The sequence below is a fragment of the Brevundimonas sp. M1A4_2e genome (assembly GCF_053345555.1).
The window spans coordinates 98,261-122,452 of sequence record NZ_JBKFAI010000005.1; the positions used below are offsets into that span (position 1 = coordinate 98,261).

The following is a 24,192-nucleotide window of genomic DNA, read 5'->3' on the forward strand; positions in this document are numbered from 1 at the left end:
AGGGCCTATAGCGGATTCATGCGCACCTTTCTGATCGCCGCCTCCGCCCTGCTGTCCGCCTGCGCCCTGGCGCCGCTGGCCGCCGCCCAAACGCCGGTACAGCCGGTCGACCTGCTGCTGACTTCGGCCACCGTGGTGGACATCGAGAAGGGGACGACGACGCCGGATCAGCTGGTGGCCGTGCGCGGCGGCGATATCGTGGCTGTGGGCCCCGAGGGCGAGGCGGACCGTTATCAGGCCGCGCGGACGCTGGATCTGGGCGACCGCTACGTCATGCCGGGCCTGTGGGACATGCACGTCCACTTCGGCGGCGGCGAGCCTCTGATCGAGGAGAACGCCGAGCTGATGCCGTTGTTCGTCATCAACGGCGTGGTGGCGGTGCGCGACGCGGCGGGCGATCTGGCGCAGCAGGTGCTGGACTGGCGCGACGCGCCGCCGACGGCCGACGCCCCGCGGATCTTCACTTCTGGGCCCAAGATCGAGGGCGTCGCCCCCGTCTGGAAGGGCGTGATCGAGACCGGCAGCGAGGCGGATGTGGACGCCGCGCTCGACCGGCTGCAGGCCCTGCGCGTCGACTTCGTCAAGATCACCGACAACACCCTGACGCCCGAGCTTTTCCTCTACGCCGTGCGCGAGGCGAAGAAGCGGGGCATGAAGACCTCGGCCCACATTCCCGCCAGCATCACCGTGCTGGAGGCCGCCGAGGCGGGCCTGTCGTCGATCGAACACCTCGACTACGCCATGAAGGCGGGCTCGCGCGATGAGGCGGCCATCGCGGCCGACTATCTGGCGGGCAAATACACCTACGCCCAGACCATGCGGCGCTACGCCGACACCTTCGACGTGGAGACGGCGAAGCGGGTCTATGCGCGGCTGAGGGCGCTAGGCACGGCGGTGTCGCCGACCCTCTACGGCTCGACCACCCTGGCCAATCTGGATCTGGACGACCACTCGCAAGACGAGGGTCTGGCCTATGTCGGGCCGGGCATCCGGGCGACCTATGACTGGCGCATCCAGCGCGCCGCCCAGGCCACGCCGCAGCAGGTCGAGGATCGCCACTTCGTCAAGGACGTGACCGCGCGCACCCTGCCCATGCTGCGCGACGCGGGCGTGACCATCCTGACCGGGACGGACGCGGGCTTCCTCAACTCGTTCAACTATCCGGGCTTCTCGCTGCACGACGAACTGGAGCTGTACGTCAAGCTGGGCCTGACGCCGCGCGAGGCCTTGATGGGCTCGGTCGTGGACGGGCCGCGCTTCCTGAACCAGGGCGAACGCTACGGCGCGGTGGCGGCGGGCAAGTCGGCCGACCTGCTGGTGCTGGACGCCGATCCCCTGAAGGACGTCAGCGCCACCCGGGGCGCCGAGGCCGTGGTGCTGCGCGGCCGCCTGATCGATGCGGCCGAACTGGAGCGGATGCGGGCCGAAATCCGCGCTCGGGTCGCGGCGCGCAACGCCAGCTTCACGCCATCGCCGGCGTCCTGATCGCAGCTGGCGCTCAGGCCGCCATGCGCCAGTCTGAGCGGGCGTTGAAGGGCGGAGTGTGGAACTCGTCCCACAAGGCGTCTTCGTTGGTGTAGCGGCTGGTCGAGGCGCTGATCACGTCGACGACCTGTTCCTCCTGACGGTCCCAGATGACGGCGAGATCGCTCTCCGTTTCGCACGGCACGATCATGTAGCGGTCGGCGAAGGTCTTCTTGGCGGGCTTTTGAACCGTCGGGGTGCGGGCGAAGGCCATGTCGTGATCTCCTGAAGCGATTGCCTCTTGCTGATGATGAGAGGATGCGACAGCATTGCGCCAGTTTCGGACGTATCGCTGTGGAGAAGTTTTTTGCGGCACGACAAGGCGGCGATGGTCATCGACCTGGCGCGGGGCATGGCGGCCAGCGCGGAGGGGCTGACGCTGAATGAAATGGCGGCCCAGCTGAACGTCGGGCGCCGCACGGCCGAGCGGATGCGCGACGCTGTCCTGATGCTGTTCCCCCAAGTCGAGGAGGTGTCCGACCCGCCGACCAAACGCTGGCGCATCCGCGGCGGGCTTTCGGCTTTTGAACAGGCGCCGACGGCGACCGAGATGCTGGAGCTGACCAAGGCGGCGGCGGCCCTGCGCGCGGCGGGCGAACCGGCGCGGGCGGCGGCGCTGGAAAGCCTGGAGCGCAAGGTGAAGGCGGCGATGCGCTCGACCACCCTGAACCGCATGGCGCCGGATCTGGAGGCTCTGGTGCGGGCCGAGACCATCGCCGTCCAGGCCGGGCCGCGCCCCAGCGCCGACGAGACGGTGCTGGCCGAGATTCGCGGGGCGGTGCTGGCCGAGCGGCCGCTGAACTTCATCTACGCCCGGCCCGGCGCTGAGGCGCGCACCCGCACCATGACGCCGTGCGGCCTGATGTTCGGGCGGGCCAACTATCTGGTTGCGGCGGACCGCGAAAGCGGGCGCATCCAGACCTTCCGCCTGGACCGGATGAGCGCAGTCGAGGCGGGCGAGGGCACGGCGCGGCCGCCCGCCGACTTCGACCTGGGCGCCTTCGCCAGCCAGTCCTTCGGCATCTATCAGGACGAGATCGAAGAGGTGGCCCTGCGCATCTCGCCCGAGGGCGCCAACGAGGCGCGCGGCTGGCGCTGGCACCCGACCCAGACCATCGAGGATCAGGCCGACGGATCGGTCGTGGTGCGGTTCCGCGCCTCGGGCATGCGCGAACTCGCCTGGCACCTGTTCACCTGGGGCGAGCAGGCGACGATCGTGGGGCCGGATCGGCTGAAGGCGGTGATGGGCGAAGCGCTGGCGGCGGCGGGCCGCGCCCTCGAACGGGCGTAAAGCTGAGCAAAGCGTAAGGTGCCGGGCGTAAGGCTTGGCCTCTAGCTTTCACCCGTCACTCTCGGGTCAAGCGGATGACGAAGAGTGATGGCGAGAGGATCGGGAGAGTGAACATGCAGAACGGGAGCCGTGCGTGCGTCTGAAAATCCTGGCCACGGGGGCTGTCGCAGCCGCCCTCCTGCTGACCGCCTGCGCCGCCGCGCCCGCGCCCGGCCCGTGGAACGTCGAGGCCGCGCCGCAGGTGACGGTGACGCGGGCCGACGGGCGGCTGACGGTCGACTACGCCTTCAACCGCGACGCCGTGGTCTGGGCCTTCATGGACTCGGCCCTGATCGACGAGGTTCGCGAGCCGTGGCGGCCGCGCCAGTGGACGGTCGAGACGCCCGGCGTGGTGATGGAGCGGCGCGGCCACTACGACATCATCCGCAGCGCAAACGGCGGCCCCGTGCCGCGCCATGTCCGTTTCAGCGTCACGCCTCAGGCGGTCGAGCTTGAGGCGGAATACAAGACCCTGGTCTTCTCGGACGGGGCGGTGGCCCTCCCGACGCGGCAGATGGATGTCTTCGCCCTGGGCTCGCCCGAGGCGGCGGCGGCGGTTCCAGCCGATCTGAACGGGGTCAATCTGGATGGCGGACCCTCGCGCGTGACCTGGCGCGACCTGGACGGGCCGGTGCTGTTCAACGGCGAGCGTCACGCCGAACTGACGACGACGGGCGAGCGGTCTTATGTTCTGCTGGGTCAGGCGCGGGTGACGCCGGGCGAGGGTCTGACCACGGTAATGGACCCCAATCTTCCGCCCTGGATCGGCGAGAAGATCCGCGACTTCGCCCCGCGCGTGGGCCAGTTCTACATGCAGCGGCTGGGGCGCCCCGGCGCGGGCGGCGACAAGCCGGTCGTCATGGTGTCGTGGAACGGCCCGACCGAGCGGATGACCAGCATGGGCGGCAGCGTCCTGCCCGGCCTGATCGTCATGTCGTTCGAGGGGACGGGCGTGACCCGTCCGACGGCGGAGATGGAGACGGTGTCCCGTTGGTTCATCGCCCATGAGAGCGCCCACTTCTGGCTGGGCCAGGCGGTGCGCTATGAATTCGCCCGCGACGCGTGGATCACCGAGGGCGGGGCCGACCTGATGGCGGTGCGGGCGCTGAAGGCGCTGGACTCGGCCTATGACGACCGCAAGGCGTTGCAGGAAGAGGTCGACGACTGCGTGACCCTGAGCCAGGGGCGCGACGTGGCCGGAGCGGCGGAGCGGGGCGAACACCGCGCCTATTACGCCTGCGGCGCCGTCTTCGCCATGACGGCCGAGGGGGCGCAGAAGCGGCGCGACGGCGGCGATTGGTTCGGCTTCCTGCGGCCCCTGCTGGACGCCAACCGCGGGGATGGCGTGTTGTCCCGCGACGAATGGCTAAACGCTCTGACGCGGGTGTCGGGCGATCCGACGCTGGCGGCCGACATCGGGCGGATGCTGGATCAGGGGGCGGCCGATCCCGCAGCCGAGATCGCCGATCTGTTCGGCCGCGCGGGCGTGCCGCATCGGGTTGAAGGCGGGCGGATCGTTCTGACGACCTGATGGGACGAATTGATCAGGCTCAAGGCGCGGAACGGCGGTTTGTGCGTTGATGGGGCGTGTCCTGAAACAGGAGGCCGCCATGCCCTGGGCCAGTCTGATCGTTTACGTCGATGACGAAGCCGACAACCCCGCTCGCCTGATCGAGGCCTGCGCCCTCGCCGGCGCGCACGGGGCCCGACTGATCGGGGTGTCCGCTTGCGCACCGGAGACGCCCGTGGCGGACGCCTATGGCGCGGGCATCCTTTTGGGCGAGGTGATGGCGGCCCAGCAGGCACGCAACGAAACCACGCTGAAATCGGCCGAGCAGCGTTTCCGCGCCGCCGTCGAGGCGGCGGGGATCGAAGGCGAATGGCGGGGCGATGTGGGCGATCCCACGGGTCTGACGCTGCGCCACCTGCGGGCGGCGGATGCGGCTCTGGTCGGGCGCGATGCGGGCGGGGTCAGCGCGTGGCGCGCGCCGCATCCGGCGGATCTGGCCATGCGGGCAGGCCGGCCGGTCGTGGTGCTGCCGCCCAATCCGACCCGGTCGATGGTGGATGCTCCGGCGCTGCTGGCCTGGACCGACACGCGCGAAAGCCGGCTTGCGGCGCAGGCGGCCCTGCCGCTGCTAAAGCGCGCCGATAGCGTACGGGTGGTCGAACTGTGCGACCCGGAGGATATCGACGGCGCGCGGATCAGGACGCAGGATGTCGTGCGGTGGCTGGAGAGACACGAGATCGCCGCCGAGCCCGATGCCCGCGCCCACGACGACCGCTCGGGCGGACGACGCCTGATCGACTGCGCCGAGGAAATGGGCGCCGGGCTGATCGTCGCCGGGGCCTGGGGCCATGCGCGGATGCGGCAATGGATCTTCGGCGGGGTGACGCAGACCCTGCTGACCGAAGCGCCCGTGGCGCTGATGCTGGCTCACTAATCCTTCTCCCCTTGTGGGAGAAGGTGGCGGCCCCAGGCCGACGGATGAGAGGTGTTTGCGCCTGCATTGGCCGTTGATGCTCGTCTCGTAGAAACGGCCGGCCGCCGCATCGACACCCCTCATCCGGTCCTTGCGGACCACCTTCTCCCACAAGGGGAGAAGGGAATTATGCGAACGGATACGGGCTCACCGACTTGGACCAGTCGTCGACCGTCAGGGCTCGCCCCACGGGCGGCGCGGCGCGTTCGGCGCAGGGGTGGCGTTCGCACAGGCGGCAGGCGGGGCCGATGGGCGTGACCTCCGGCTTCTGAAGGTCCAGACCGCGCGCATAGATCAGGCGGTGGGCGTGTTTCAGTTCGCAGCCCAGGCCGATGGCCAGGTCGTGGCCCTCGGTGAAGGCGTCCTGGCCCTGACGGTCGACGGTGCGGGCCAGGGTGAACCAGCGACCGCCGTCCGGCGTCTCGATGATCTGGGTGACGATGCGGCCCGGCGTTCGGAAGGCCGAGTGCAGCCGCCAGCGCGGGCAGGCGCCGCCGAAGCGCGAGAAGGGAAAGGCGCCCGAGGCGTATCGCTTCGACACATTGCCCGCCTGATCGACCCGCATCAGGAAGAAGGGCACGCCCCGCGCCGTCGGCCGCGACAGGGTGGTCAGCCGGTGCGCCGCCTGCTCGAAACCGACGCCGAAGCGAGCCTGCAGCCGGGACAGGTCATAGCCGGTTTCCTCGGCCGCGCGCTGGAAGGCGCCGTAGGGCATCAGCACGGCGGCGGCCAGGGTGTTGGTCAGCGAGGTTTTCAGCAGGTTGCGCGTCGGGGCGTCAGGGGCGTTCGCCGCCTCGGTCAGGGCCTGAAATTCAGGCCCATGCTCCATCAGGGCCAACTGGTTGGCGACGGCGAAGGCGCGCGACGACGGGCCCAGCGCGTCGGACAGCAGCAGCCGCCCCCGGTGCGGGTCGAAGCGACGGGTCCACTCGACCATGACCTCGGCGGGCAGGGTGCGGACCGTCAGGCCGTGGCGCGCGAACAGGCGCGCGCGGGCCAGAGCTTCAAAGCCTTCGTCGGGGCCGGGGGCCTCGGCGCGCAGGGCCTCGTGCAGGGCCTCGCCCAGGGCGTCGAGCTCGGGAAAGTGGTTGTGGCGGGCCTGGACGTATTCGCGCACCCATTCGGACGGGCTGTCGGTCGGGGCCGCGCCGCCGCCCGCCTCGATCTCGGCCCGGTCGCGCACGCGGCGGTCGGAGAAGGCGCGGTAGAGACGCAGCACGGCGTCGGCGGCGGCGGGCTGGTCCTCAGCCAGTTGCATGATCTCGTGGCGCGGCACGGCCAGCCCCTGAAACAGGGGATCGGCGAAGACTTCGGACAGTTCCGCCTCCGACGCCGGACCGCCGGACTGGCCGAGGTTGCGCAGGTCGACATCGTAGGTTTCGGCCAGACGCAGCAGCAGCTGGGCCGAGACGGGGCGCTGGTTGCGCTCGATATGGTTCAGATAGGAGGGCGAGACGCCCAGGTCCGCCGCCATCGCTGTCTGCGACAGGCCAAGGTCGCGCCGCAGCCGCTTGAGGCGGCCGCCCAGGAACAGCTTGCGATCAGCGGCGGCGTTCATGGCGTGATCATGTCACATCATGACTTACTGGCAAGTGTCATGATGTGACTGTTTGACTTTAATAACGCTCCTAGTGCTGTGTCATTCGTGACGGGTGCGTGTTCAGGTCTTCGGGACGGCGGCTGTGGCCGCGCCTTATCGAGACCGAGACGAACATGACGACCTTCGCCGATCTGGTTCCTTCGCCCGCCGGCCGTTTCGACGGTATCGAGCGCCCTTATTCGCCGGAGGACGTTCTGCGTCTGCGCGGCTCGGTGCCGGTCACCCACACGCTGGCCGAACGCGGCGCCAACCGTTTGTGGGAGCTGCTGCACAGCGAGCCCTACATCAACGCCCTGGGCGCTGTGACCGGCAACCAGGCGATGCAGATGGTCCGCGCCGGTCTGAAGGCCATCTATCTGTCGGGCTGGCAGGTCGCGGCCGACGCCAATACGGCCGGCACCATGTATCCGGACCAGTCGCTGTATCCGGCCAACGCCGCGCCGGAACTGTGCCGTCGCATCAACCGCACCCTGCAGCGCGCCGACCAGATCGAGCATGCCGAAGGCGGCGCCAAGCGTGACTGGTTCGCCCCCATCGTCGCCGACGCCGAGGCCGGCTTCGGCGGGCCGCTGAACAGCTTTGAGATCATGAAGGCCTTCATCGAGGCGGGCGCCGCGGGCGTCCATTTCGAGGACCAGCTGGCCAGCGAGAAGAAGTGCGGCCACCTGGGCGGCAAGGTGCTGATCCCGACGCAGGCGCACGAGCGCAACCTGATCGCGGCGCGTCTGGCGGCCGACGTCTGCGGCACTCCGACCCTGACGGTGGCTCGCACCGACGCCGAGTCGGCCCAACTGATCACCTCGGACATCGACGAGCGGGACCACCCCTTCATCGACCGCGAGAACCGCACGCCTGAGGGCTTCTATCGTCTAAAGCCGGGCACGGGTCTGGACCACTGCATCGCGCGCGGCCTGTCGTATGCGAAGTACGCCGACCTGCTGTGGTGGGAGACCTCGCACCCCGATCTGGACGACGCCAAGACGTTCGCCGAGGCTATCCAGAAGGAGCATCCCGGCAAGCTGATGGCCTACAACTGCTCGCCCTCGTTCAATTGGGAAGCCAAGCTGGACAAGGACACCATCGCCAAGTTCCAGCGCGAGCTGGGGGCCATGGGCTACAAGTTCCAGTTCGTCACGCTGGCGGGCTTCCACAGCCTGAACAACGGCATGTTCGAACTGGCCAGCGGCTATCGCGATCGCGGCATGGCGGCCTATTCCGAGCTGCAACAGCGCGAGTTCGCCAACGAGGCGACGGGCTACACCGCCACCCGCCACCAGCGCGAGGTTGGCACCGGCTATTTCGACGACGTGGCCACGGTCATCTCTTCGGGCCAGTCCTCGACCACGGCCCTGAAGGACTCCACCGAAACCGCCCAGTTCCACGCCGCCTGAGTTCCAGACTTCACAGGAAAGGAAAGCCTATGGAACCGCTGAGCAGACCGCAGGCCATCATCGACTTCTGTCTGGCGCCGCTGGGGCTCGACGGATCAGGGGAGGGCGAGCGAGAGGCCCGCCGCCGTCTGGAGCACGTCATCAGGACGTTCCAGTCCAAGGCCGCCCGGCCGCTGAGCGTAGACTTCTCATCCATGCCCAGCCAGGTCATCAACGAAGCGGCGCACGGCTACGAATAGGCGCTGTCGCCATTGGATGAAGACGACCTCAGGCCGCGGCTTCCGCGGCCTGAGGCGTTTGCGCGGTCAGCTCGGCGACCGTGGAAAGCAGCGTTTCGACGCTGAACGGCTTGGCCATATGCCGGTCGGCGCCGGCGACCAGAGCCTGCTCCAGATGTTCCGGCAAGGCGTTGGCCGTCAGCATGACGATGGGCGTGGGCGTAAGGCCAAGGACCGCCTCATGCAGCCGGATTTCACGCACGGCGGTCACGCCGTCCATGACGGGCATCTGCATGTCCATCAGCACCAGATCGAAGGTCTGGGCCCTATAGGTCTCGACCGCTTCGGCGCCGTTCTCGACGGAGACCAGGTCGACCAGGGACGGGTCGAGGATCAGTTCGACCACCCTGCGGTTTGTGGGGTGATCATCGGCGGCGAGGATACGCAGGCGGCGCGGGGCCGGGTCGCAAGCGTGCGGGTCGCAGGCCTGCGGCAGGGAGGCGGGCGCGGCGGTATCGGGCGCGGCGACCTCGCGCCACGGCAGGGTCAGGATGAAGGCGGCGCCCGCGCCCGGTTCGCTCTCGCAGTCTAGGTCGCCGCCCATCATGGCCGCCAGATCGCGCGAAATCGCCAGCCCCAGGCCTGAACCGCCATAATGGCGGGTGATGTCGCCGTCGGCCTGTTCAAAGCGGTTGAACAGGCGATCGCGAGTAGGGGCGTCAAAGCCGATGCCGGTGTCCTGCACGACGAAGCGCAGGGTCTGAGGCCCCTGCGCCGGGGCGGCGTCGACGGTCAGGCTGACGAAGCCGGAGGTTGTGAATTTGACCGCATTGGAGACCAGATTGGTCAGCACCTGTTTCAGTCGAACGGGGTCTCCCATGACCCAGGCGCGGGCTTCGGGCGCCACCTCGACGATGAACTGCAGGCCCTTGTCGCGCGCGGCGGCGGCGTAGAGCAGGGCGGCTTCTTCGACGACGCGGGCCAGATCAAAGGCTTCCTCCTTCAGGTCCAGCCGTCCGGACTCGATCCGGGCCAGGTCCAGAATGTCGCTGAGCAGGGTCTGCAGGGTGCGGCTGGACGACTGGATCAGGTCCAGCATCTCATGCTGGCTGGGGTTGAGTTCGGTTCGCGCCAGCGCCTGGGCCACGCCGATGACGCCGTTCAGGGGCGTGCGGATCTCGTGGCTCATATTGGCCAGGAAGCGGCTCTTGGCGCGGTTGGCGGTTTCGGCGGCGTCGCGCGCCTCGGCCAGGGCTTCGGCGCTGCGGATCATGTCGGTGATGTCCGAACAGACGGTGACCAGGCCGCCGCCGGTGGTGCGACGGTCCTGGACACGCAGCCAGCGATCGCCGACCTGAAGCTCGCGCGGGCCCTGTGGATTGCGGCGTTGGGCCAGTCGTTCTGCGGCCCAATCGCGTTCGCGGCCGACAGCCTCGGGATAGACGCCCGCCTTCAGGCCGATGTCGAGAAGTTCTTCAAACGAGACGCCGACTTTCAACGCGCTGGTTAGATGCGGGCTGATATCCAGATACCGCTGGTTCCAGATTTGCAGCCGGTCGTCGGCGTCATAGACGCCCAGACCGTCGGGCATGGCGTGAATCGCCTCCAGCACCTGCCCCAGCACGCTGCGCCGCGACCACCACATCATGCCGGTCAGGAAGGCGGCGATCAGCACCGTCAGGCCGACGCCGATCATCGTCCACAGGCCGATGAGCCGGGCCGAGGCGGCGGCTTCGGGCAGCAGCACGCCGGGCGCCGGGGTGACGGCGGCTGCGCTCATGCCGACGAAATGCAGCCAGCAGACGCCCAGCGCCGCAATGCCGGTTCCGCCCGCCAGCGCCCGCCAGTCGCGCCATGAGGGCAGGAAGGCGATGGAGGCGAAAATGGCGACGCCGCCGGCGACGGCCGCTATCGCCAGAGGCAGGTTCCAGACAATGACGGCGCCGGACAGGCGCACGGCGTCCATGCCCACGAAATGCATGGCGGCGACGCCGAAACCTGCGGTCACCGCTGGAAGGAGGCCGCCCGGCGCTCTGCGTCCCAAGGTGACGATTGAACGGTGGCGCGGACCCAGGGCTGCGAAACCGAGGCTGATGCTGGCGCCCAGAGCCAGGACGATGACGGCCAGCGACAACAGGGTTTCGGCCGGGTCATAGCGCACCGGCACGCCTGCGTCATAAGCCTGCATGGCGATGAAATGGGTGCTCCACACTCCCAGGCCGCCCACCAGCGCCGCCGCCGCCATGTAGGGCAGGCGCGAGCGCCGCGCCACGCGACGCGCCCGGTCGGCCAGCACGAAGGCGGTCGCCAGACTGAACAGGCAGACCAGTATGGCGACCGGGAGCAGGCGCCAGTCGTGATCATTGACGAGGCAACTGATGACGGTCCTCATGGCCTGTGTTCCGCTTGCTCCGAAAACTGTTGAAAAATCCGCCGTAAATCCGTGAAGAAACGCCGTTAGTGTCGTTTGACGTCGTGCGACTCGGCGCCCCCAAGTCCAGCAGCCTAACGTCGGTCTGCTGAAGAATGAGATAACGTCGATCACCATGCCTTATGAGCATCCGCCATCACCCGTAGCCCCTACGGCGACGTCCCGGCTCTGGACGGCGGGCGCCAGCGGCGGCGTGGCGGTCCTGGTCATGGCGGTGCTGGCGGTGATGAAGCCGGAATTGGCCGGGTGGCTGGCGGCGGGCGCGGCGGCGGTGATTCTGGCGACCTGGCTGGTCAACCGGACGCCCCCGGCGCCGGTGGATATTTCCGAGCTGGACGGCGGCGCCGTGGACCTGGGGCCGGATGCGGCTTTGCTGGGCGATGTGTTCGAAGCGCTGGACGATCCTCTGTTCATCATCAGCGGCGGCGAGGCGGACGATATCGCCGGGCGCCGCATCGCCCTGGCCAATGCTGCGGCGCGCGAACTGTTTCGGCTGGGCGGGACCGGCGCGGGGCTGCTGGTCTCGGTGATCCGCGAGCCGCGCGTTCTGGAAGCGGTGGATGAAGCCCTGTTCGAGGGTGTGGCGGGGGCGGTGGAATATGTCGGGGGCGGCGCTCAGGAACGGCACTGGCGCGCCCTGATCCGGCCGCTTCCCGCGCGCGAGGCGAACGACTGGGGCGGCGGCGCCCTGGCCCTGCTGGCGCTGCGCGACGAGACGGACGTGCGGCGCATGGAGAAGATGCGCGTCGATTTCCTGGCCCACGCCAGCCACGAGCTGCGTACGCCGCTGGCCTCGCTGTCAGGCTTCATCGAGACGCTGAAGGGCCACGCCAAGGACGACCCCAAGGCGCGCGACAAATTCCTCGACATCATGGCGGTGCAGGCCGACCGGATGCGGCGTCTGGTGGCCGACCTGCTGTCGCTGAGCCGGATCGAGCTGAACGAACACATCGCGCCGCTGGGCCGGGTCAATCTGGCGCGGGCGACGGCTGACGTGGTCGATGCGGTCAGCGTCATCTCGCGCGAGCGCCAAGTGACGATCAAGGCGGAACTGCCGCACGGCGGCTCCGCCGTGACCGGCGACCGGGACGAGATCGCCCAGGTGGTGCAGAACCTGATCGACAACGCCCTTAAGTACTCCAGCGCGGGCGGAACCATAGAGGTCGGCATCGAGATCGACCGCACGCTGGACGAGGCCATGTCGAGCCGGATGGCCGAGGGCAACCGCCTGTCGCTGGCCACGCCGGACCGCGAGGCGGGTCAGCGCTACGCTGTGGTTACGGTGCGCGATCACGGGCCGGGGATGGCGCGCGAGCATCTGCCGCGCCTGACCGAGCGCTTCTATCGTGTCGAGGGACAGAAGAGCGGCGATCGTCAGGGCACGGGTCTGGGCCTGGCCATTGTTCGGCACATCATCATTCGCCACCGAGGCGGCCTGTCTGTGGACAGCGCGCCGGGACAGGGGGCTATCTTTGCGGCCTGTTTCCCGCTGGCTCCGACCTCTGAAAGCTGACGGAAGCGAAGGAAATCCGGGCGTTTGCGGATTCACCGTCACAGGACTGCGACATGACGGACCTGCGCCGTAACATAACTGTCATCCAGCCGTCTTAATCCGCTGACGTATCGCAGGCAGTTTCCCGGCCGAAACGCACCGCGCCCGGCGCGTTTGTCGATTCCTGCGCTGATCGGACCGGATGATCTGGATTTTCCTGCTGCTGCTGATCGCCTTCGTCGTCATGGCCTATGTGGCCGGGCGGGCGCTGGCCGTGCGTCGGAGCCGAGGCGCGAAGTCGCATTCGCGGCCCGGCCAACATGGACTTTACGCCCTGATCTGGGTCGGGGCGCCGACGCTGGCCATGCTGATCGCCGCCTCCGTCTTCTCGACCTCGATCGAGCAGCAGATGATGCGGGCGGGCGCGCCGGACAGCGTCGCTCAGCTTGAGCCCTTCCGCCGCGAGGCGTTCTTCGCCGACGCCCGCCTGGTCGGGGCGGGGCAGGAGGCGCGCCAGATCTGGCCCGCGCCCTACGCCGAGGAACTGCCGGCCGAGGGCCGTCGCGCCCACCGCATCGCCGCGACCCTGAGCTGGGGCGGGGGCGTCGCCGCCCTGATCGCCGCGGTGCTGGGCGGCCTGTTCGTCTTCACTCGCATCCGTCCGGACCTGCGTGCGCGCAACAAGGTCGAGGGCTGGATCACGGGCCTGCTGTTCGCCTGTTCGGCGGTGGCGGTGCTGACGACGCTGGGCATCATCTTCTCGCTGGTGATCGATTCGCTGCGTTTCTTTAGCATGGTGCCGATCACCGAGTTCCTGTTCGGGACCAAGTGGAGCCCGCAGATCGCCATTCGCGCCGATCAGGTCGGATCGTCGGGCGCCTTCGGGGCCGTGCCCCTGTTCGCAGGCACCTTCCTGATCATGCTGATCGCGATGGCGGTGGCGGCGCCGATCGGCCTGTTCTCGGCCGTCTATCTGTCGGAGTATTCGGGGCGTAAGACCCGCGCCCTGGTCAAGCCTGCGCTTGAGGTTCTGGCGGGCGTGCCGACCGTGGTCTACGGCTTTTTCGCCGCCCTGACTGTGGGACCGGCCCTGCGCGTTTTCTTCAACGGCATTGGCGACCTGCTGATCGGAGGGCCGTTGAACGGCCTCGGCGTCTACCTGTCGCTGGTGCAGAACCAGATGGCTCTGGTGGCGGGGGCGGTCATGGGGATCATGCTGATCCCCTTCGTTAGCTCCCTGTCCGACGACATCCTGAACGCCGTGCCGCAGTCCCTGCGCGACGGGTCCTACGCCATGGGCGCCACCAAGTCCGAGACGGTCAAGAAGGTGCTTCTGCCCGCCGCCCTGCCGGGCATCGCCGGCGCCCTGCTGCTGGCCGTGTCGCGCGCCATCGGCGAGACCATGATCGTGACGATGGCGGCGGGCCTGGCCGCCAATCTGACCCTGAACCCGCTGGAGACGGTCACCACCGTCACCGTCCAGATCGTCACCCTGCTGACCGGCGACCAGGAGTTCAACAGTCCCAAGACGCTGGCCGCCTTCGGTCTGGGCCTGACGCTGTTCGTCGTCACCCTGCTGCTGAACGTCGTCGCCATGCGTATCGTGCAAGCCTACCGGGAACAGTATGACTGACGCGGCTTCCCCCATGACCGGCGTCAGCCCGCGCACCCAGCGCCTGAAGGCCCGCCTGCGCGCCCGCTATGCGCGCGAGACGCGCTTCCGCTGGTACGGCCGTGCGGCCATCGGCGTGGCCCTGGCCTTCCTGGTGATCCTGCTCGGCAGCATCGTCACCCAGGGCTACACCGCCTTCTACGCCCACACCGTGACCCTGCCGGTCTATATGGATCCGGCGCGCATCGACCGTTCCTATCCTCAAGGCGCCAATTTCGAGCAGATCGTCGCCGAGCAGCAGATCCGCCGCCTGGGCGTTCAGGACGACGATCAGGGGACCAGAGCCTCGGCCATGAAGGCCCTGCTGTCCTCAGAACTGAAGTTCCAGGCCGCCAAGATGATCGCGCGCCAGCCCAGCCTGCTGGGCCAGACCGTGCCGGTCGCCGCCCCGCTGTCCGACGACGCCGAGATGTATCTGAAGGGCAAGATCACCCGCGATCAGCCCGAGGACCAGCGCCGCGTCTCCGATGCGCAGATGGACTGGCTGGACAAGATGAAGGCCTCGGGCGCCATCCGCGCACACTTCAACGCGGCCCTGTTCACCAAGGGCGACTCCACCCAGCCGGAACTGGCGGGCCTGCTGGGCGCCGTGGTCGGTTCGGCCCTGATGCTGATGGTGACGGCCCTGATCGCCATTCCGGTCGGCGTCGGCGCCGCCGTGTGGCTGGAGGAGTATTCGCCCCGCAACCGCATCACGGCGATCATCGAGGTCAACATCAACAACCTGGCCGCCGTGCCGTCCATCGTCTACGGCCTGCTGGGTCTGGCGCTGTTCATCAACTTCCTGCACCTGCCCAGGGCCAGTCCGCTGGTCGGGGGTCTGGTGCTGGCGCTGATGGCTCTGCCGACCATCATCATCGCCACCCGTTCGTCGCTGAAGGCGGTGCCGCCGTCGATCCGCGAAGCGGCCCTGGCCATGGGCGCCAGCCGCACCCAGACGGTGTTCGGCCACGTCCTGCCGCTGGCCATGCCCGGCGTGATGACCGGCGCGATCATCTCCATGGCCCACGCGCTGGGCGAGACGGCGCCGCTGTTGCTGATCGGCATGATCAGTTTCGTGCCGGGCGTGCCGCACGCCATCGACGAGCCCGTCGGCGCCCTGCCGTCGCTGATCTACATCTGGGAGAACGCCTCCGAGCGCGCCTTCCATGAACGGACGGCGGCCGCCATCCTTGTCCTTCTCGCCTTCATGATCGTCATGAACGCCGCCGCAGTCCTGCTGCGCCGTCGCTTCGAACGCCGGTGGTAAATCCTATGAAGTCCCCCATCCTCCGCGCTCCCGAAGGCGCCTCGAACGGCGGCGTCTCCGAGCCCGCCACCCTGACGACCGCGCCGACGGTCGGCGCCCATGCCTCGGCGCCCCTGGGGCCCATCAAGATCGCCGCGCGCGACGTCAGCGTCTTCTACGGCGATAAGCAGGCTCTGTTCGACGTCTCGCTGGACATCCCGGACAAGACGGTGACGGCGCTTATCGGACCGTCGGGTTGCGGCAAGTCGACCTTCCTGCGGACGATGAACCGCATGAACGACACCATCCCTGGCGCCCGCGTGACCGGCCGCATCGAGATGGACGGCGGCGATATCAATGACCGCAAGATCGATCCGGTGCTGCTGCGCGCCCAGGTCGGCATGGTGTTCCAGAAGCCGAACCCCTTCCCCAAGACCATCTATGAAAACGTCGCCTACGGGCCCAAGATTCACGGTCTGGCCTCGTCCAAGGCCGAGATGGACGAGATCGTGCAGAAGGCGCTGAAGCGCGCCGGCCTGTGGGACGAGGTCGCCGACCGGCTGCACTCGCCGGGCACCGGCCTGTCGGGCGGCCAGCAGCAGCGTCTGGTCATCGCCCGCGCCATCGCCGTCGAGCCCGAAGTCATCCTGATGGACGAGCCCTGCTCGGCGCTGGACCCGATCGCCACGGCCAAGATCGAGGAGCTGGTCGACGAACTGCGCGAGCGCTACTGCATCGTCATCGTCACCCACTCGATGGCCCAGGCCGCCCGCGTGTCGCAGCGCACGGCCTTCTTCCACATGGGCAAGCTGGTCGAGACCGGCGACACCGAAGAGATATTCACCAATCCGCGCGAGCGCCGCACGCTCGACTACATCACCGGCCGCTTCGGCTGAGGACGCCACGATGAACCAGCATACGGTCAAGGCTTACGGCGACGAACTGAACCAGCTAACGGCCGAGGTGGTCCGCATGGGCGGCCTGGCCGAGGCCCAGGTGGCGGACGCCATCGAATCCGTCGCCCGCCGCGACGTGGCGTTGGCCAGGGCGGTGGTCGAGCGCGACAGCCGCCTGGACGCCCTGCATCGCGACATCGAGAAGAAGGCGATCCGCCTGATCGCCCTGCGCCAGCCGGTCGCCAGCGACCTGCGCCGCACGCTGGGGGCCATGAAGCTGGCCTCGGACCTGGAGCGGACCGGCGATCTGGCCAAGAACATCGCCAAGCGGGCGCTGATCCTGGCCGAGGCCGAGCCGATGCAGCCGCTGACCCGCTCCATCGAGCGCATGGGGCGGCTGGTGTCGAACCGCCTGCGCGACGTGCTGGACGCCTATACGGCCTCGGAGATCGAGCGCGCCCTGTCGGTCTGGCAGACCGACGACGAGGTGGACGAGCACTACAACGCCCTGTTCCGCGAACTGCTCACCTACATGATGGGCGACCCGCGCACGATCACGGCCTGCACCCACCTGCTGTTCATGGCCAAGAACCTGGAGCGGATCGGCGACCACGCGACCAATATCGCCGAGACGGTCCACTATGAGATCACCGGCGAGGAAATGCTGGGCGAACGGCCCAAGGCCGTGCCCGGTCCCGGCGAAGAACCGACGCCGACCCCGCATCTGTCTGCGTCTCCCGACGCGGCGGACGACTGATCCCCCCTACATCGCTGACGACTTCGACGAACCGGAGAGGCTGACGTGCAACCCTATATCCTGGTGATGGAAGACGAGGACGCCTTGGCCACCCTGCTTCAGTATAATCTGGAGAAGGAAGGCTATGACGTGGCCGTCGCCTCGGACGGCGAGGAGGGGATGCTGCAGGTCGAGGAGCGTACCCCCGACCTGATCCTGCTGGATTGGATGCTGCCCAAACTGTCGGGCATCGAGGTCTGCCGCCGCATCCGCGGCCGGGCCGAGACGCGCAACCTGCCGATCATCATGCTGACCGCGCGCGGCGAGGAGACGGACCGCGTGCGCGGCCTGGACACCGGCGCCGACGACTACATGACCAAGCCCTTCTCGATGACGGAGCTGACCGCGCGTATCCGCGCCGTGCTGCGTCGCATCCGCCCGGGTCTGGCAGACGACCGGGTCAACCACGCCGACATCATCATGGACCGCGTCGCCCACCGCGTCAGCCGGGCGGGTCGCGAGGTGCACCTGGGGCCGACGGAGTTCCGCCTCTTGGATCACTTCCTGAAACATCCGGGCCGGGTGTTCAGCCGTGAGCAGCTTCTGGATGCGGTCTGGGGCTCGGACGTCTATGTCGAGGCCCGCACGGTGGACGTCCACGTCGGCCGCCTGCGCAAGGCGCTGAACGTCGAAGGCACGGTCAACCCGATCCGCACCGTGCGCTCGGCGGGCTATTCGCTGGATCTGAATAACTGACCCGAGCCCTCTTCCTCCCCGGGACGGGGAGGGAAAGACGTGGCGCTTCCGTCAGCCGATGATCTCTTCCGGGTCGATGTCATAAACGGCCGAGCAATATTCGCACGTCACGCGGATCTTGCCGTCGTCCTCGACCATCTCGGCGCGTTCTTCCGTCGGGAAGGATTGCAGCACGGTGGCGATACGGTCCTTCGAGCAGCGGCAGACCGCGGCCAGCGCCTTGGCGCCTTCCAGCCGCACGCCGTCCTCGTGGAACAAGCGATACAGCAGGGTCTCGGCGCTGATGGTCGGGTCGATCAACTCGTCGTCGCCCAGGGTGGCGAACAGGGCGCGGGTGCGCTCCCACACCTCCTCGGTCGAGCCGCGCGATTCGTCGCCGGCGATGACCTGGATCATGGCCCCGCCGGCGCGCCAGGACCGGCCCTGATCCGTCTCGACCTCGCCGACGGCCAGGCGCACCTTGGTCGGCACCTGCTCGGACTGGGAGAAGTAGTGTTCGGCGCACAGCGACAGGCTTTCGCCCTCGATTGGCGTCACGCCCTGCGTGCGTTCGAAGTCGGCGCCGCGATCCACCGTCATGATGAAGACGCCGCCGCCCAACAGGGTCTTGGCGCCGGGACGTGCGAAGCCTTCGGCGGCCTTGGCCACTTCTTCCGGATCGAAGCGGCAGAAGCCGCGCAGATGCCCGTCGGTGCCGTAGTCGGCGACGACATAGCGCACCGGGCCGTCGCCCTGGGCCTGAACGATCAGGCGGCCGTCGAACTTCAGCGCCGAGCCGACGATGGCCGCCAGCACGCAGGCCTCGCCCAGCAGGGCGGCGACCGGTTCCGGATAGGCGTGGGCCGACAGCACCTTGTCGATCGCCTCGCCCAGGCGGACCAGGCGGCCGCGCACCGGCCAGCCTTCGATCTGGAAGGCGGCGGCGAAGTCGTCCGTGGGGGCGGCGATGGGGGCGTCGGGCGCGTGATCGGTCACGGCGAAAATCCTGCAAACTGTCGGAAGCGGCGCAACATAGGGAGGCGAAGGCCGCTTGGTAAGGGGAGGGCGTGTCGCTCACGCCACGCGCAGGCGCGGTTCGTCAGGCTTGACCGGGACCATGGAACTCTTTGTGCTGAAGCTCGCTCCCTTAGCTGAAAAAGCCCTTCCCTTCCCATCCGCCTACATGAGGTCTGACATGATGGATCATGAGTTCAACGTCGTGGACGAGGTCCGCAAACACCCTGGGATCGTGGCGGGCGTAGTGGCTGTGCTGGCGGGCGTGGGTCTGGCGACGATCTTGCTGAATCAGCGCAACGGCCCGACGCGCTATGAGCGGATCAAGACCCGCATCGACCCGCGCGGCTGGTTCGACGCCGAGGCCCTGCGCCATCGCTTCGACGACATCGCGCGCGGCGTACGCCACGGGGCTGATGATTTGAACCATCGCGCCGCCGACATGGGCGGCCACGCCCATGAACGGGCCGGCCGCTTCGGCGCTGAGGCTCGCGACCGGGCCGACCAATGGTATCGCCAGGCCAAGAAGAAGTCGCGCCGCCCGATGCGCCGCTACACCAAGCAGGCGCGTCGCTACGCCGAAGACGCCGGCGACTTCGCCCGCGACCACGCCAAGGAAGGGGGCGCCCTTCTGGCCGTCGCCACTATCGCCGCCGTGATCGGCGCGGCGGCGCTGGAAAGCCGCCGCAAGGGGTGACGCGAGAGCGGTTGAGCCGGCTTTCACCGTCAGGTGGAAAAATCATGCGGAAAGGGGCGCTGCGGCGCCCCTTTTTATTGCTGCGGATGCGAAGAGGGGCTAGAGCCCGCGCATGATCTCGCCTGTCTTCATCTTCGACTTCGATTCCACCCTGGTTCGCATCGAGACGCTGGAGGCTCTGGCCGACCTGGCGCTCAAGGACGCCCCGGACGCCGCCGAGCGCAAGGCCCGGATCGCCGCCTTGACCGACGACGCCATGAACGGCCGCATCGGCTTTGGCGAGGCGCTGAAGCAGCGACTGGATCTGCTGGCCCTGCGTCGTGAACACGTCGAGGCCCTGACCGATCGGATTCTGGACGAGGCGACGGTCTCCATCCGCCGCAACGTCGACTTCTTCCAGCGCAACGCCGAGCGCATCTACATCCTGTCCGGCGGTTTCCGCGAGGTGATCGCGCCCCTGGCCGAGCGCCTGGGCGTGGCCGCCGACCATGTGCTGGCCAACGACCTGATCTATGACGACGAAGACCGGGTGACGGGCGTGGATATGGCCAACCCCCTGTCGCGCGAGAACGGCAAGCCCGAGGTCATCCGCGCGCTGCAGCTGGAAGGTCCGGTTGTCATGGTCGGCGACGGCTGGACCGACGCCGAAGTCAAGATTCAGGGCGCGGCCGACCGCTTCTACGCCTTCACCGAGATCGTCAGCCGCTCCAAGGTGGTCGAGGCCGCCGACGCCGTCGCCTCCTCGCTGGACGAGGTGCTCTACGCCGAGGGCGTGGCCGGGCGCTGGTCTTACCCGCGCAACCGCATCCGCATGCTGCTGTTGGAGAACGTCCACCCCGCCGCCGTCGAGCGGCTGGAGGAGGCGGGCTATACCGTCGAGACGATGAAGGGCGCGCTGGACGAGGACGACCTGATCGAGGCGATCAAGGGCGTGCACGTCCTGGGGATCCGGTCCAAGACCAACGTCAGCCGCAAGGTGCTGGACGCGGCTGACCGCCTGATGGCCGTGGCGGCCTTCTGCATCGGCACCAATCAGGTCGACCTGGATGCGGCGGCGGACAAGGGCGTGGCCGTGTTCAACGCCCCCTATTCCAACACCCGCTCGGTGGTCGAACTGGCCATCGGCATGATGATCGTCCTGATGCGCGACGTGACGGACAAGTCGCGCGAGATGCACAAGGGCAAGTGGAACAAGTCCGCGACCGGTTCGCGCGAAGTGCGCGGCAAGACGCTGGGCATCGTCGGCTACGGCGCCATCGGCAGCCAGTTGTCGGTGCTGGCCGAGAACCTGGGCATGCGGGTGCTGTTCTACGACCTGTCCGAGCGGCTGGCGCTGGGCAACGCCCGGCGGATGCGCTCGCTGGACGCTTTGCTGGCCGAGGCGGACGTGGTGACGCTCCACGTCGACGGCCGCAAGGAAAACACCGCCATCATCGGCGCCGATCAGTTCGCCAGGATGAAGCCGGGCGCCCTGTTCCTGAACCTGTCGCGCGGCCATGTGGTGGATGTGGACGCTATGGCGGCGGCGCTGAAGTCCGGCCGTCTGGGCGGGGCGGCGGTCGATGTCTTCCCCGAGGAGCCGCGCACCAACGCCGACCCGTTCGACAGCCCGCTGGTCGGTCTGGACAAGACCATCCTGACCCCGCACATCGGCGGCTCGACCGAAGAGGCGCAGGAAGCCATCGCCGAGTTCGCGGCAGAGCGCCTGTTGGGCTATTTGAACCGGGGCGACACGACCTTCTGCGTCAACCTGCCGAACGTGCAACTGGCCGAGGTGAGCCGCGCGCACCGTCTGCTGCACATCCACAGGAACCAGCCGGGCGTGCTGGCCGAACTGAACCGGGCGCTGTCGGATGCGGGCCTGAACATTCTGGGCCAGCACCTGAAGACGGACGAGCGCACCGGCTATGTCATCACCGACGTGGACCGCGACTATGACCGCGAGGCGTTGACGGCGCTGAAGCAGCTTCCGGGCACGATCCGCTTCCGCCGATTGCACTGATCATCGATCACCTTCCCCAGGGGCATCTTGCGTCCTGAGAAAAGCGGCGCAGAGTGCGGTTCAACGGCCGCATACTGACGGTCGATGGGAGGGATTGCGATGACTCGTCTTCTTCGCGGAGCGGCGCTGGCCGCCCTGAGCCTGGCCGCCGTGTCTGTCGCCGGGGCCGCCTCGGCCCAGAGCTACAGCCGTCTGGTGGTGTTCGGCGACAGCCTTTCGGACAACGGCAACCTTTATCTGGCGACCGGCGGATCGACGCCGGCCTCGCCGCCCTATGGCGCAGGGCGATTCTCCAACGGTCCGGTCTTTACCGAACGGCTGGGCTTCAACGCCGCCAACTTCATGGGCCCTGTGACGGGGAGCATCAACTACGCCTTTGGCGGCGCGCGCACGGACAGCCAGGCTCAACCCCTGGGGATGCGGCTGCAACTGGCCCAGTATCAGCAGCGCGGCGGGACGTTCGGCGCGAACGATCTGGTCAGCGTCCTGGGCGGGGCGAACAACATCTTCCAGGGTCTGCCCGCTGCCGGGGCCTCGACCAATCCGACCGGCGCCATTACGCCCGTGGCCCTGGGCGCCGCGTCGGACATGAACTTCATCGTCAATAGCATCGCCCAGGCGGGAGCGGGGACGGTGCTGGTCACCAACCTGCCCAAGCTCAGTCTGACGCCGCAGTTCCGGGCCACGCCGGCCGCGCCGCTGGCGGATTTCGCCGTCACGACCTTCAACGGCGCCCTGCTGACCGGGCTGAACGCGACGGCGGCGGCGAGGCCGGGGACCAACATCATCCTGATGGACCTGTTCAAGGTCGGCGATGTGATTTCCGGCAACCCCAGCGCCTTTGGCGTGTCGAACGTGACGCAGCCCTGCTTCAACGGCGTGACCGTGTGCTCTAACCCTGACTCCTACTTCTATTTCGACGGGGTGCATCCGACGGCCAAGGGGCATGAGGTGATCGCGCGGCTGGCGAACGACTACCTCTACTACGGCGACCTGGGCAGCCAGACGGCCGTGCTGGGCGAGACGGCGTGGCGTCACCGAGAGGACGCGCTGGACGGTTCGACGGCGGCCCTGTCGGGGCGCGAGGCGTGGATGGGCGGGACCTCCATCTCGGTCGGCGCCCTTGCCGACAAGACCGAGACGGACGCGCGCGGCGTCATCGGCAAGACCACGTCCGACGGCTACGGCGTGCGCATCGCCCTGGAGTCGGGCAGCGAGACCTGGCGTTTCGGCCTGTCCGGTTCCTATCGCAACGCCGATGTCGACGCGGGCGCCCTGCGCGCGGACATCGACAGTTTCGGACTGGACGTCTACGGCGGCTGGCGCGCGGGCGACCTGTTCGTCAACGCCGCGGCGGGCGTAGCTCAGGACGACTTCAACGACATCAACCGGCTGACCAGCCTGGCGCCGATCGTCCACAGCGGCTCGACGCGCGGCGTCTCGACCGGGGCGCGGCTGCAGGGCGGGATGTGGTTCGACATGGGCGGGTTCGCCCTGTCGCCGCGCGCGGCGGTGGCCTGGATCAACGCCGATGTGGACGGCTTCAGCGAGCAGGGGCCGGCGGCGCAATACGCCTATGCCGACCGTTCGGTGCAGGCGACGACGGCCGAGATCGCCCTGCGCGCCGAGGGCGGGACCGAGCGCGTCCGCTTCTACGCCGAGGGCGGCTATCGCGACAGCCTGAGCGACGACAGCGACGCGGTGCGCACCGGCATCCTGGGCAATCCGGCCAAGGTGTTGGCCCGCGACGTGGACCTGCCGTTCGGCGGGCAGGTGTTGGCCGCCGCCGGGATCGAGGGCACGGTCATGGAGCGGCTGAAGGTCTCGATCGGCTACAAGGGCCGTTTCGGCGACCATGCCGACAGCCATATGGCGGCGGTGAAGTTCAGCCTGCCGCTGTAGAGTTGGAAAACGAAGGTTCCCGAGGTGCGACGCCGTGTCGCCCTCGGGGCGCCCCATTCATGTCCCGGTGAAATTGCAAAAGGCGGTCAAATCCGGCCGTCGGCGAGCCTTGGTTGTTCGCTTTGCGTGCGTGTTCGCGCCTTCCTGACGGCTCCCCCCGCGCTGACGAAGCGCTCAGAATGAGTCGTTTGAGTATGCGTCTAGTCCCCCCGGCCGTTCGGCCGCATGTCATCCGTTTTGGTCAAACCGGCGCCCTGGTCGCCCTGTCGGTCCTGGCGATGGCTGCTGCGCCCGTCGGCATGATCGCCGCCGCGCCTGAGAAGGTCGTCGAAGTGTCGGCCCCCATCGCCCCGCCCGTAAAGGCGGTGGCGGAGCCCGCCGGACCGGTGACGCGCAAGATCGTCTTCGAAGCCCCGGTGAAGGGATATCGCATCAACTCGTCGTTCGGCCTGCGCAAGCTGGCGATCGAAGCCAAGGCCCGGGCGCACAAGGGCGTGGATATCGCCGCCCCCACCGGCACAGGAGTCTTCGCCACGACCGAGGGCAAGGTGCTGCGCGCCGGCTATCAGGCGGGCGGCTACGGCAACTTCATCGAGGTGCAGCATCCCAACGGCATGACCAGCCTGTACGGCCACCTCAGCCGCATCGACGTCCACTCGGGCAAGACTGTGGAGGCGGGCGAGCGCATCGGCCTGGTCGGTTCGACCGGCTATTCGACCGGCCCGCACCTGCATTTCGAGGTCCGCCGCAACGGCGGTCAGGTCGACCCCGCCAAGATCGTTGGACAGAGCTTCGATATCCGGGTGAAGGCGCCGGTCTGACCGCATCCGGCGGCGCGGCA

At 68.3% G+C, this 24,192-nt stretch carries 20 protein-coding genes; 16 read left to right on the forward strand and 4 right to left on the reverse strand.

Annotated features, from left to right (window positions below):
- Window positions 1-18: 18 nt before the first annotated feature.
- Window positions 19-1,485 carry an amidohydrolase family protein gene (locus tag ACLBV5_RS12005; protein WP_447605818.1) on the forward strand — a complete coding sequence of 489 codons (1,467 nt, stop codon included), beginning with the start codon at window positions 19-21 and terminating at the stop codon, window positions 1,483-1,485.
- Between the two features lie 13 nt (window positions 1,486-1,498).
- Here ACLBV5_RS12005 and ACLBV5_RS12010 read toward each other — a convergent pair whose 3' ends face one another.
- Entirely contained in the window at window positions 1,499-1,738 is a 240-nt protein-coding gene (locus ACLBV5_RS12010; protein WP_025978313.1) for a hypothetical protein, read from the reverse strand.
- Between the two features lie 93 nt (window positions 1,739-1,831).
- Between ACLBV5_RS12010 and ACLBV5_RS12015 the strand changes: the two genes are divergently transcribed.
- The 3 genes from ACLBV5_RS12015 (at window position 1,832) to ACLBV5_RS12025 (ending at window position 5,298) form a co-directional block, all read left to right on the forward strand.
- On the forward strand, window positions 1,832-2,815 hold the full coding sequence (locus tag ACLBV5_RS12015; RefSeq protein WP_447605819.1) for a helix-turn-helix transcriptional regulator: 984 nt from the start codon (window positions 1,832-1,834) through the stop codon (window positions 2,813-2,815).
- 133 nt (window positions 2,816-2,948) lie between these two features.
- Complete coding sequence (locus ACLBV5_RS12020) at window positions 2,949-4,385, forward strand: hypothetical protein (RefSeq protein ID WP_447605820.1); 1,437 nt, start codon at window positions 2,949-2,951, stop codon at window positions 4,383-4,385.
- Between the two features lie 79 nt (window positions 4,386-4,464).
- A complete protein-coding gene (locus ACLBV5_RS12025) occupies window positions 4,465-5,298 on the forward strand; it encodes a universal stress protein (RefSeq protein ID WP_447605821.1) in 834 nt (277 codons plus the stop codon).
- Between the two features lie 166 nt (window positions 5,299-5,464).
- Here the strand turns inward: ACLBV5_RS12025 and ACLBV5_RS12030 are convergent, their stop codons facing one another.
- A complete protein-coding gene (locus ACLBV5_RS12030; protein ID WP_447605822.1) occupies window positions 5,465-6,895 on the reverse strand; it encodes a helix-turn-helix domain-containing protein in 1,431 nt (476 codons plus the stop codon).
- 155 nt (window positions 6,896-7,050) lie between these two features.
- Here ACLBV5_RS12030 and aceA point away from each other — a divergent pair, with 155 nt between their 5' ends.
- Window positions 7,051-8,328 (forward strand): isocitrate lyase, encoded by a 1,278-nt coding sequence (aceA, locus tag ACLBV5_RS12035; protein ID WP_447605823.1) that lies wholly within the window; start codon window positions 7,051-7,053, stop codon window positions 8,326-8,328.
- Between the two features lie 29 nt (window positions 8,329-8,357).
- Entirely contained in the window at window positions 8,358-8,567 is a 210-nt protein-coding gene (locus tag ACLBV5_RS12040) for a hypothetical protein (RefSeq protein WP_024353321.1), read from the forward strand.
- A gap of 28 nt (window positions 8,568-8,595) precedes the next feature.
- Here ACLBV5_RS12040 and ACLBV5_RS12045 read toward each other — a convergent pair whose 3' ends face one another.
- Window positions 8,596-10,938 (reverse strand): ATP-binding protein, encoded by a 2,343-nt coding sequence (locus ACLBV5_RS12045; protein ID WP_447605824.1) that lies wholly within the window; start codon window positions 10,936-10,938, stop codon window positions 8,596-8,598.
- A 232-nt stretch (window positions 10,939-11,170) separates the two neighbouring features.
- Between ACLBV5_RS12045 and ACLBV5_RS12050 the strand changes: the two genes are divergently transcribed.
- The 6 genes from ACLBV5_RS12050 (at window position 11,171) to phoB (ending at window position 17,757) form a co-directional block, all read left to right on the forward strand.
- Window positions 11,171-12,490: a sensor histidine kinase gene (locus tag ACLBV5_RS12050; RefSeq protein ID WP_447605825.1), complete on the forward strand. Its 1,320-nt coding sequence runs from the start codon at window positions 11,171-11,173 to the stop codon at window positions 12,488-12,490.
- Window positions 12,491-12,671: 181 nt separating this feature from the next.
- A complete protein-coding gene (pstC, locus tag ACLBV5_RS12055; protein ID WP_447605826.1) occupies window positions 12,672-14,102 on the forward strand; it encodes a phosphate ABC transporter permease subunit PstC in 1,431 nt (476 codons plus the stop codon).
- The gene (pstA, locus tag ACLBV5_RS12060) at window positions 14,095-15,390 is read left to right on the forward strand and encodes a phosphate ABC transporter permease PstA (protein ID WP_447605827.1); all 1,296 of its coding nucleotides are present in this window, start codon (window positions 14,095-14,097) and stop codon (window positions 15,388-15,390) included. The genes pstC and pstA overlap by 8 nt, the downstream gene beginning before the upstream one ends.
- 5 nt (window positions 15,391-15,395) lie before the next feature.
- Complete coding sequence (pstB, locus tag ACLBV5_RS12065) at window positions 15,396-16,265, forward strand: phosphate ABC transporter ATP-binding protein PstB (RefSeq protein ID WP_447605828.1); 870 nt, start codon at window positions 15,396-15,398, stop codon at window positions 16,263-16,265.
- A gap of 10 nt (window positions 16,266-16,275) precedes the next feature.
- Window positions 16,276-17,022: a phosphate signaling complex protein PhoU gene (gene phoU, locus ACLBV5_RS12070; RefSeq protein ID WP_025978167.1), complete on the forward strand. Its 747-nt coding sequence runs from the start codon at window positions 16,276-16,278 to the stop codon at window positions 17,020-17,022.
- A 45-nt stretch (window positions 17,023-17,067) separates the two neighbouring features.
- Entirely contained in the window at window positions 17,068-17,757 is a 690-nt protein-coding gene (gene phoB / locus ACLBV5_RS12075) for a phosphate regulon transcriptional regulator PhoB (protein ID WP_025978168.1), read from the forward strand.
- A 51-nt stretch (window positions 17,758-17,808) separates the two neighbouring features.
- Here phoB and ACLBV5_RS12080 read toward each other — a convergent pair whose 3' ends face one another.
- Window positions 17,809-18,732: an Hsp33 family molecular chaperone gene (locus ACLBV5_RS12080; RefSeq protein ID WP_134580142.1), complete on the reverse strand. Its 924-nt coding sequence runs from the start codon at window positions 18,730-18,732 to the stop codon at window positions 17,809-17,811.
- A 199-nt stretch (window positions 18,733-18,931) separates the two neighbouring features.
- Between ACLBV5_RS12080 and ACLBV5_RS12085 the strand changes: the two genes are divergently transcribed.
- The 4 genes from ACLBV5_RS12085 (at window position 18,932) to ACLBV5_RS12100 (ending at window position 24,172) form a co-directional block, all read left to right on the forward strand.
- On the forward strand, window positions 18,932-19,447 hold the full coding sequence (locus ACLBV5_RS12085) for a hypothetical protein (protein WP_312445639.1): 516 nt from the start codon (window positions 18,932-18,934) through the stop codon (window positions 19,445-19,447).
- A 112-nt stretch (window positions 19,448-19,559) separates the two neighbouring features.
- The gene (serA, locus tag ACLBV5_RS12090) at window positions 19,560-21,449 is read left to right on the forward strand and encodes a phosphoglycerate dehydrogenase (RefSeq protein WP_447605829.1); all 1,890 of its coding nucleotides are present in this window, start codon (window positions 19,560-19,562) and stop codon (window positions 21,447-21,449) included.
- Between the two features lie 99 nt (window positions 21,450-21,548).
- A complete protein-coding gene (locus tag ACLBV5_RS12095; protein WP_447605830.1) occupies window positions 21,549-23,351 on the forward strand; it encodes an autotransporter domain-containing protein in 1,803 nt (600 codons plus the stop codon).
- Between the two features lie 194 nt (window positions 23,352-23,545).
- Window positions 23,546-24,172, forward strand: a complete 627-nt coding sequence (locus ACLBV5_RS12100; RefSeq protein ID WP_025978173.1) for a M23 family metallopeptidase — start codon at window positions 23,546-23,548, stop codon at window positions 24,170-24,172.
- Window positions 24,173-24,192: the final 20 nt, after the last annotated feature.

What these genes read in the sequence shown, in the direction of transcription:
- serA (WP_447605829.1), top strand. Translation starts at nt 19,560, where the DNA reads ATGATCTCGCCTGTCTTCATCTTCGACTTCGATTCCACCCTGGTTCGC.
- ACLBV5_RS12025 (WP_447605821.1), top strand. Translation starts at nt 4,465, where the DNA reads ATGCCCTGGGCCAGTCTGATCGTTTACGTCGATGACGAAGCCGACAAC.
- pstC (WP_447605826.1), top strand. Translation starts at nt 12,672, where the DNA reads ATGATCTGGATTTTCCTGCTGCTGCTGATCGCCTTCGTCGTCATGGCC.
- phoU (WP_025978167.1), top strand. Translation starts at nt 16,276, where the DNA reads ATGAACCAGCATACGGTCAAGGCTTACGGCGACGAACTGAACCAGCTA.
- pstA (WP_447605827.1), top strand. Translation starts at nt 14,095, where the DNA reads ATGACTGACGCGGCTTCCCCCATGACCGGCGTCAGCCCGCGCACCCAG.
- ACLBV5_RS12010 (WP_025978313.1), bottom strand. Translation starts at nt 1,738, where the DNA reads ATGGCCTTCGCCCGCACCCCGACGGTTCAAAAGCCCGCCAAGAAGACC.
- pstB (WP_447605828.1), top strand. Translation starts at nt 15,396, where the DNA reads ATGAAGTCCCCCATCCTCCGCGCTCCCGAAGGCGCCTCGAACGGCGGC.
- ACLBV5_RS12040 (WP_024353321.1), top strand. Translation starts at nt 8,358, where the DNA reads ATGGAACCGCTGAGCAGACCGCAGGCCATCATCGACTTCTGTCTGGCG.
- ACLBV5_RS12030 (WP_447605822.1), bottom strand. Translation starts at nt 6,895, where the DNA reads ATGAACGCCGCCGCTGATCGCAAGCTGTTCCTGGGCGGCCGCCTCAAG.
- ACLBV5_RS12085 (WP_312445639.1), top strand. Translation starts at nt 18,932, where the DNA reads ATGATGGATCATGAGTTCAACGTCGTGGACGAGGTCCGCAAACACCCT.
- ACLBV5_RS12005 (WP_447605818.1), top strand. Translation starts at nt 19, where the DNA reads ATGCGCACCTTTCTGATCGCCGCCTCCGCCCTGCTGTCCGCCTGCGCC.
- ACLBV5_RS12100 (WP_025978173.1), top strand. Translation starts at nt 23,546, where the DNA reads ATGCGTCTAGTCCCCCCGGCCGTTCGGCCGCATGTCATCCGTTTTGGT.
- aceA (WP_447605823.1), top strand. Translation starts at nt 7,051, where the DNA reads ATGACGACCTTCGCCGATCTGGTTCCTTCGCCCGCCGGCCGTTTCGAC.
- ACLBV5_RS12095 (WP_447605830.1), top strand. Translation starts at nt 21,549, where the DNA reads ATGACTCGTCTTCTTCGCGGAGCGGCGCTGGCCGCCCTGAGCCTGGCC.
- ACLBV5_RS12045 (WP_447605824.1), bottom strand. Translation starts at nt 10,938, where the DNA reads ATGAGGACCGTCATCAGTTGCCTCGTCAATGATCACGACTGGCGCCTG.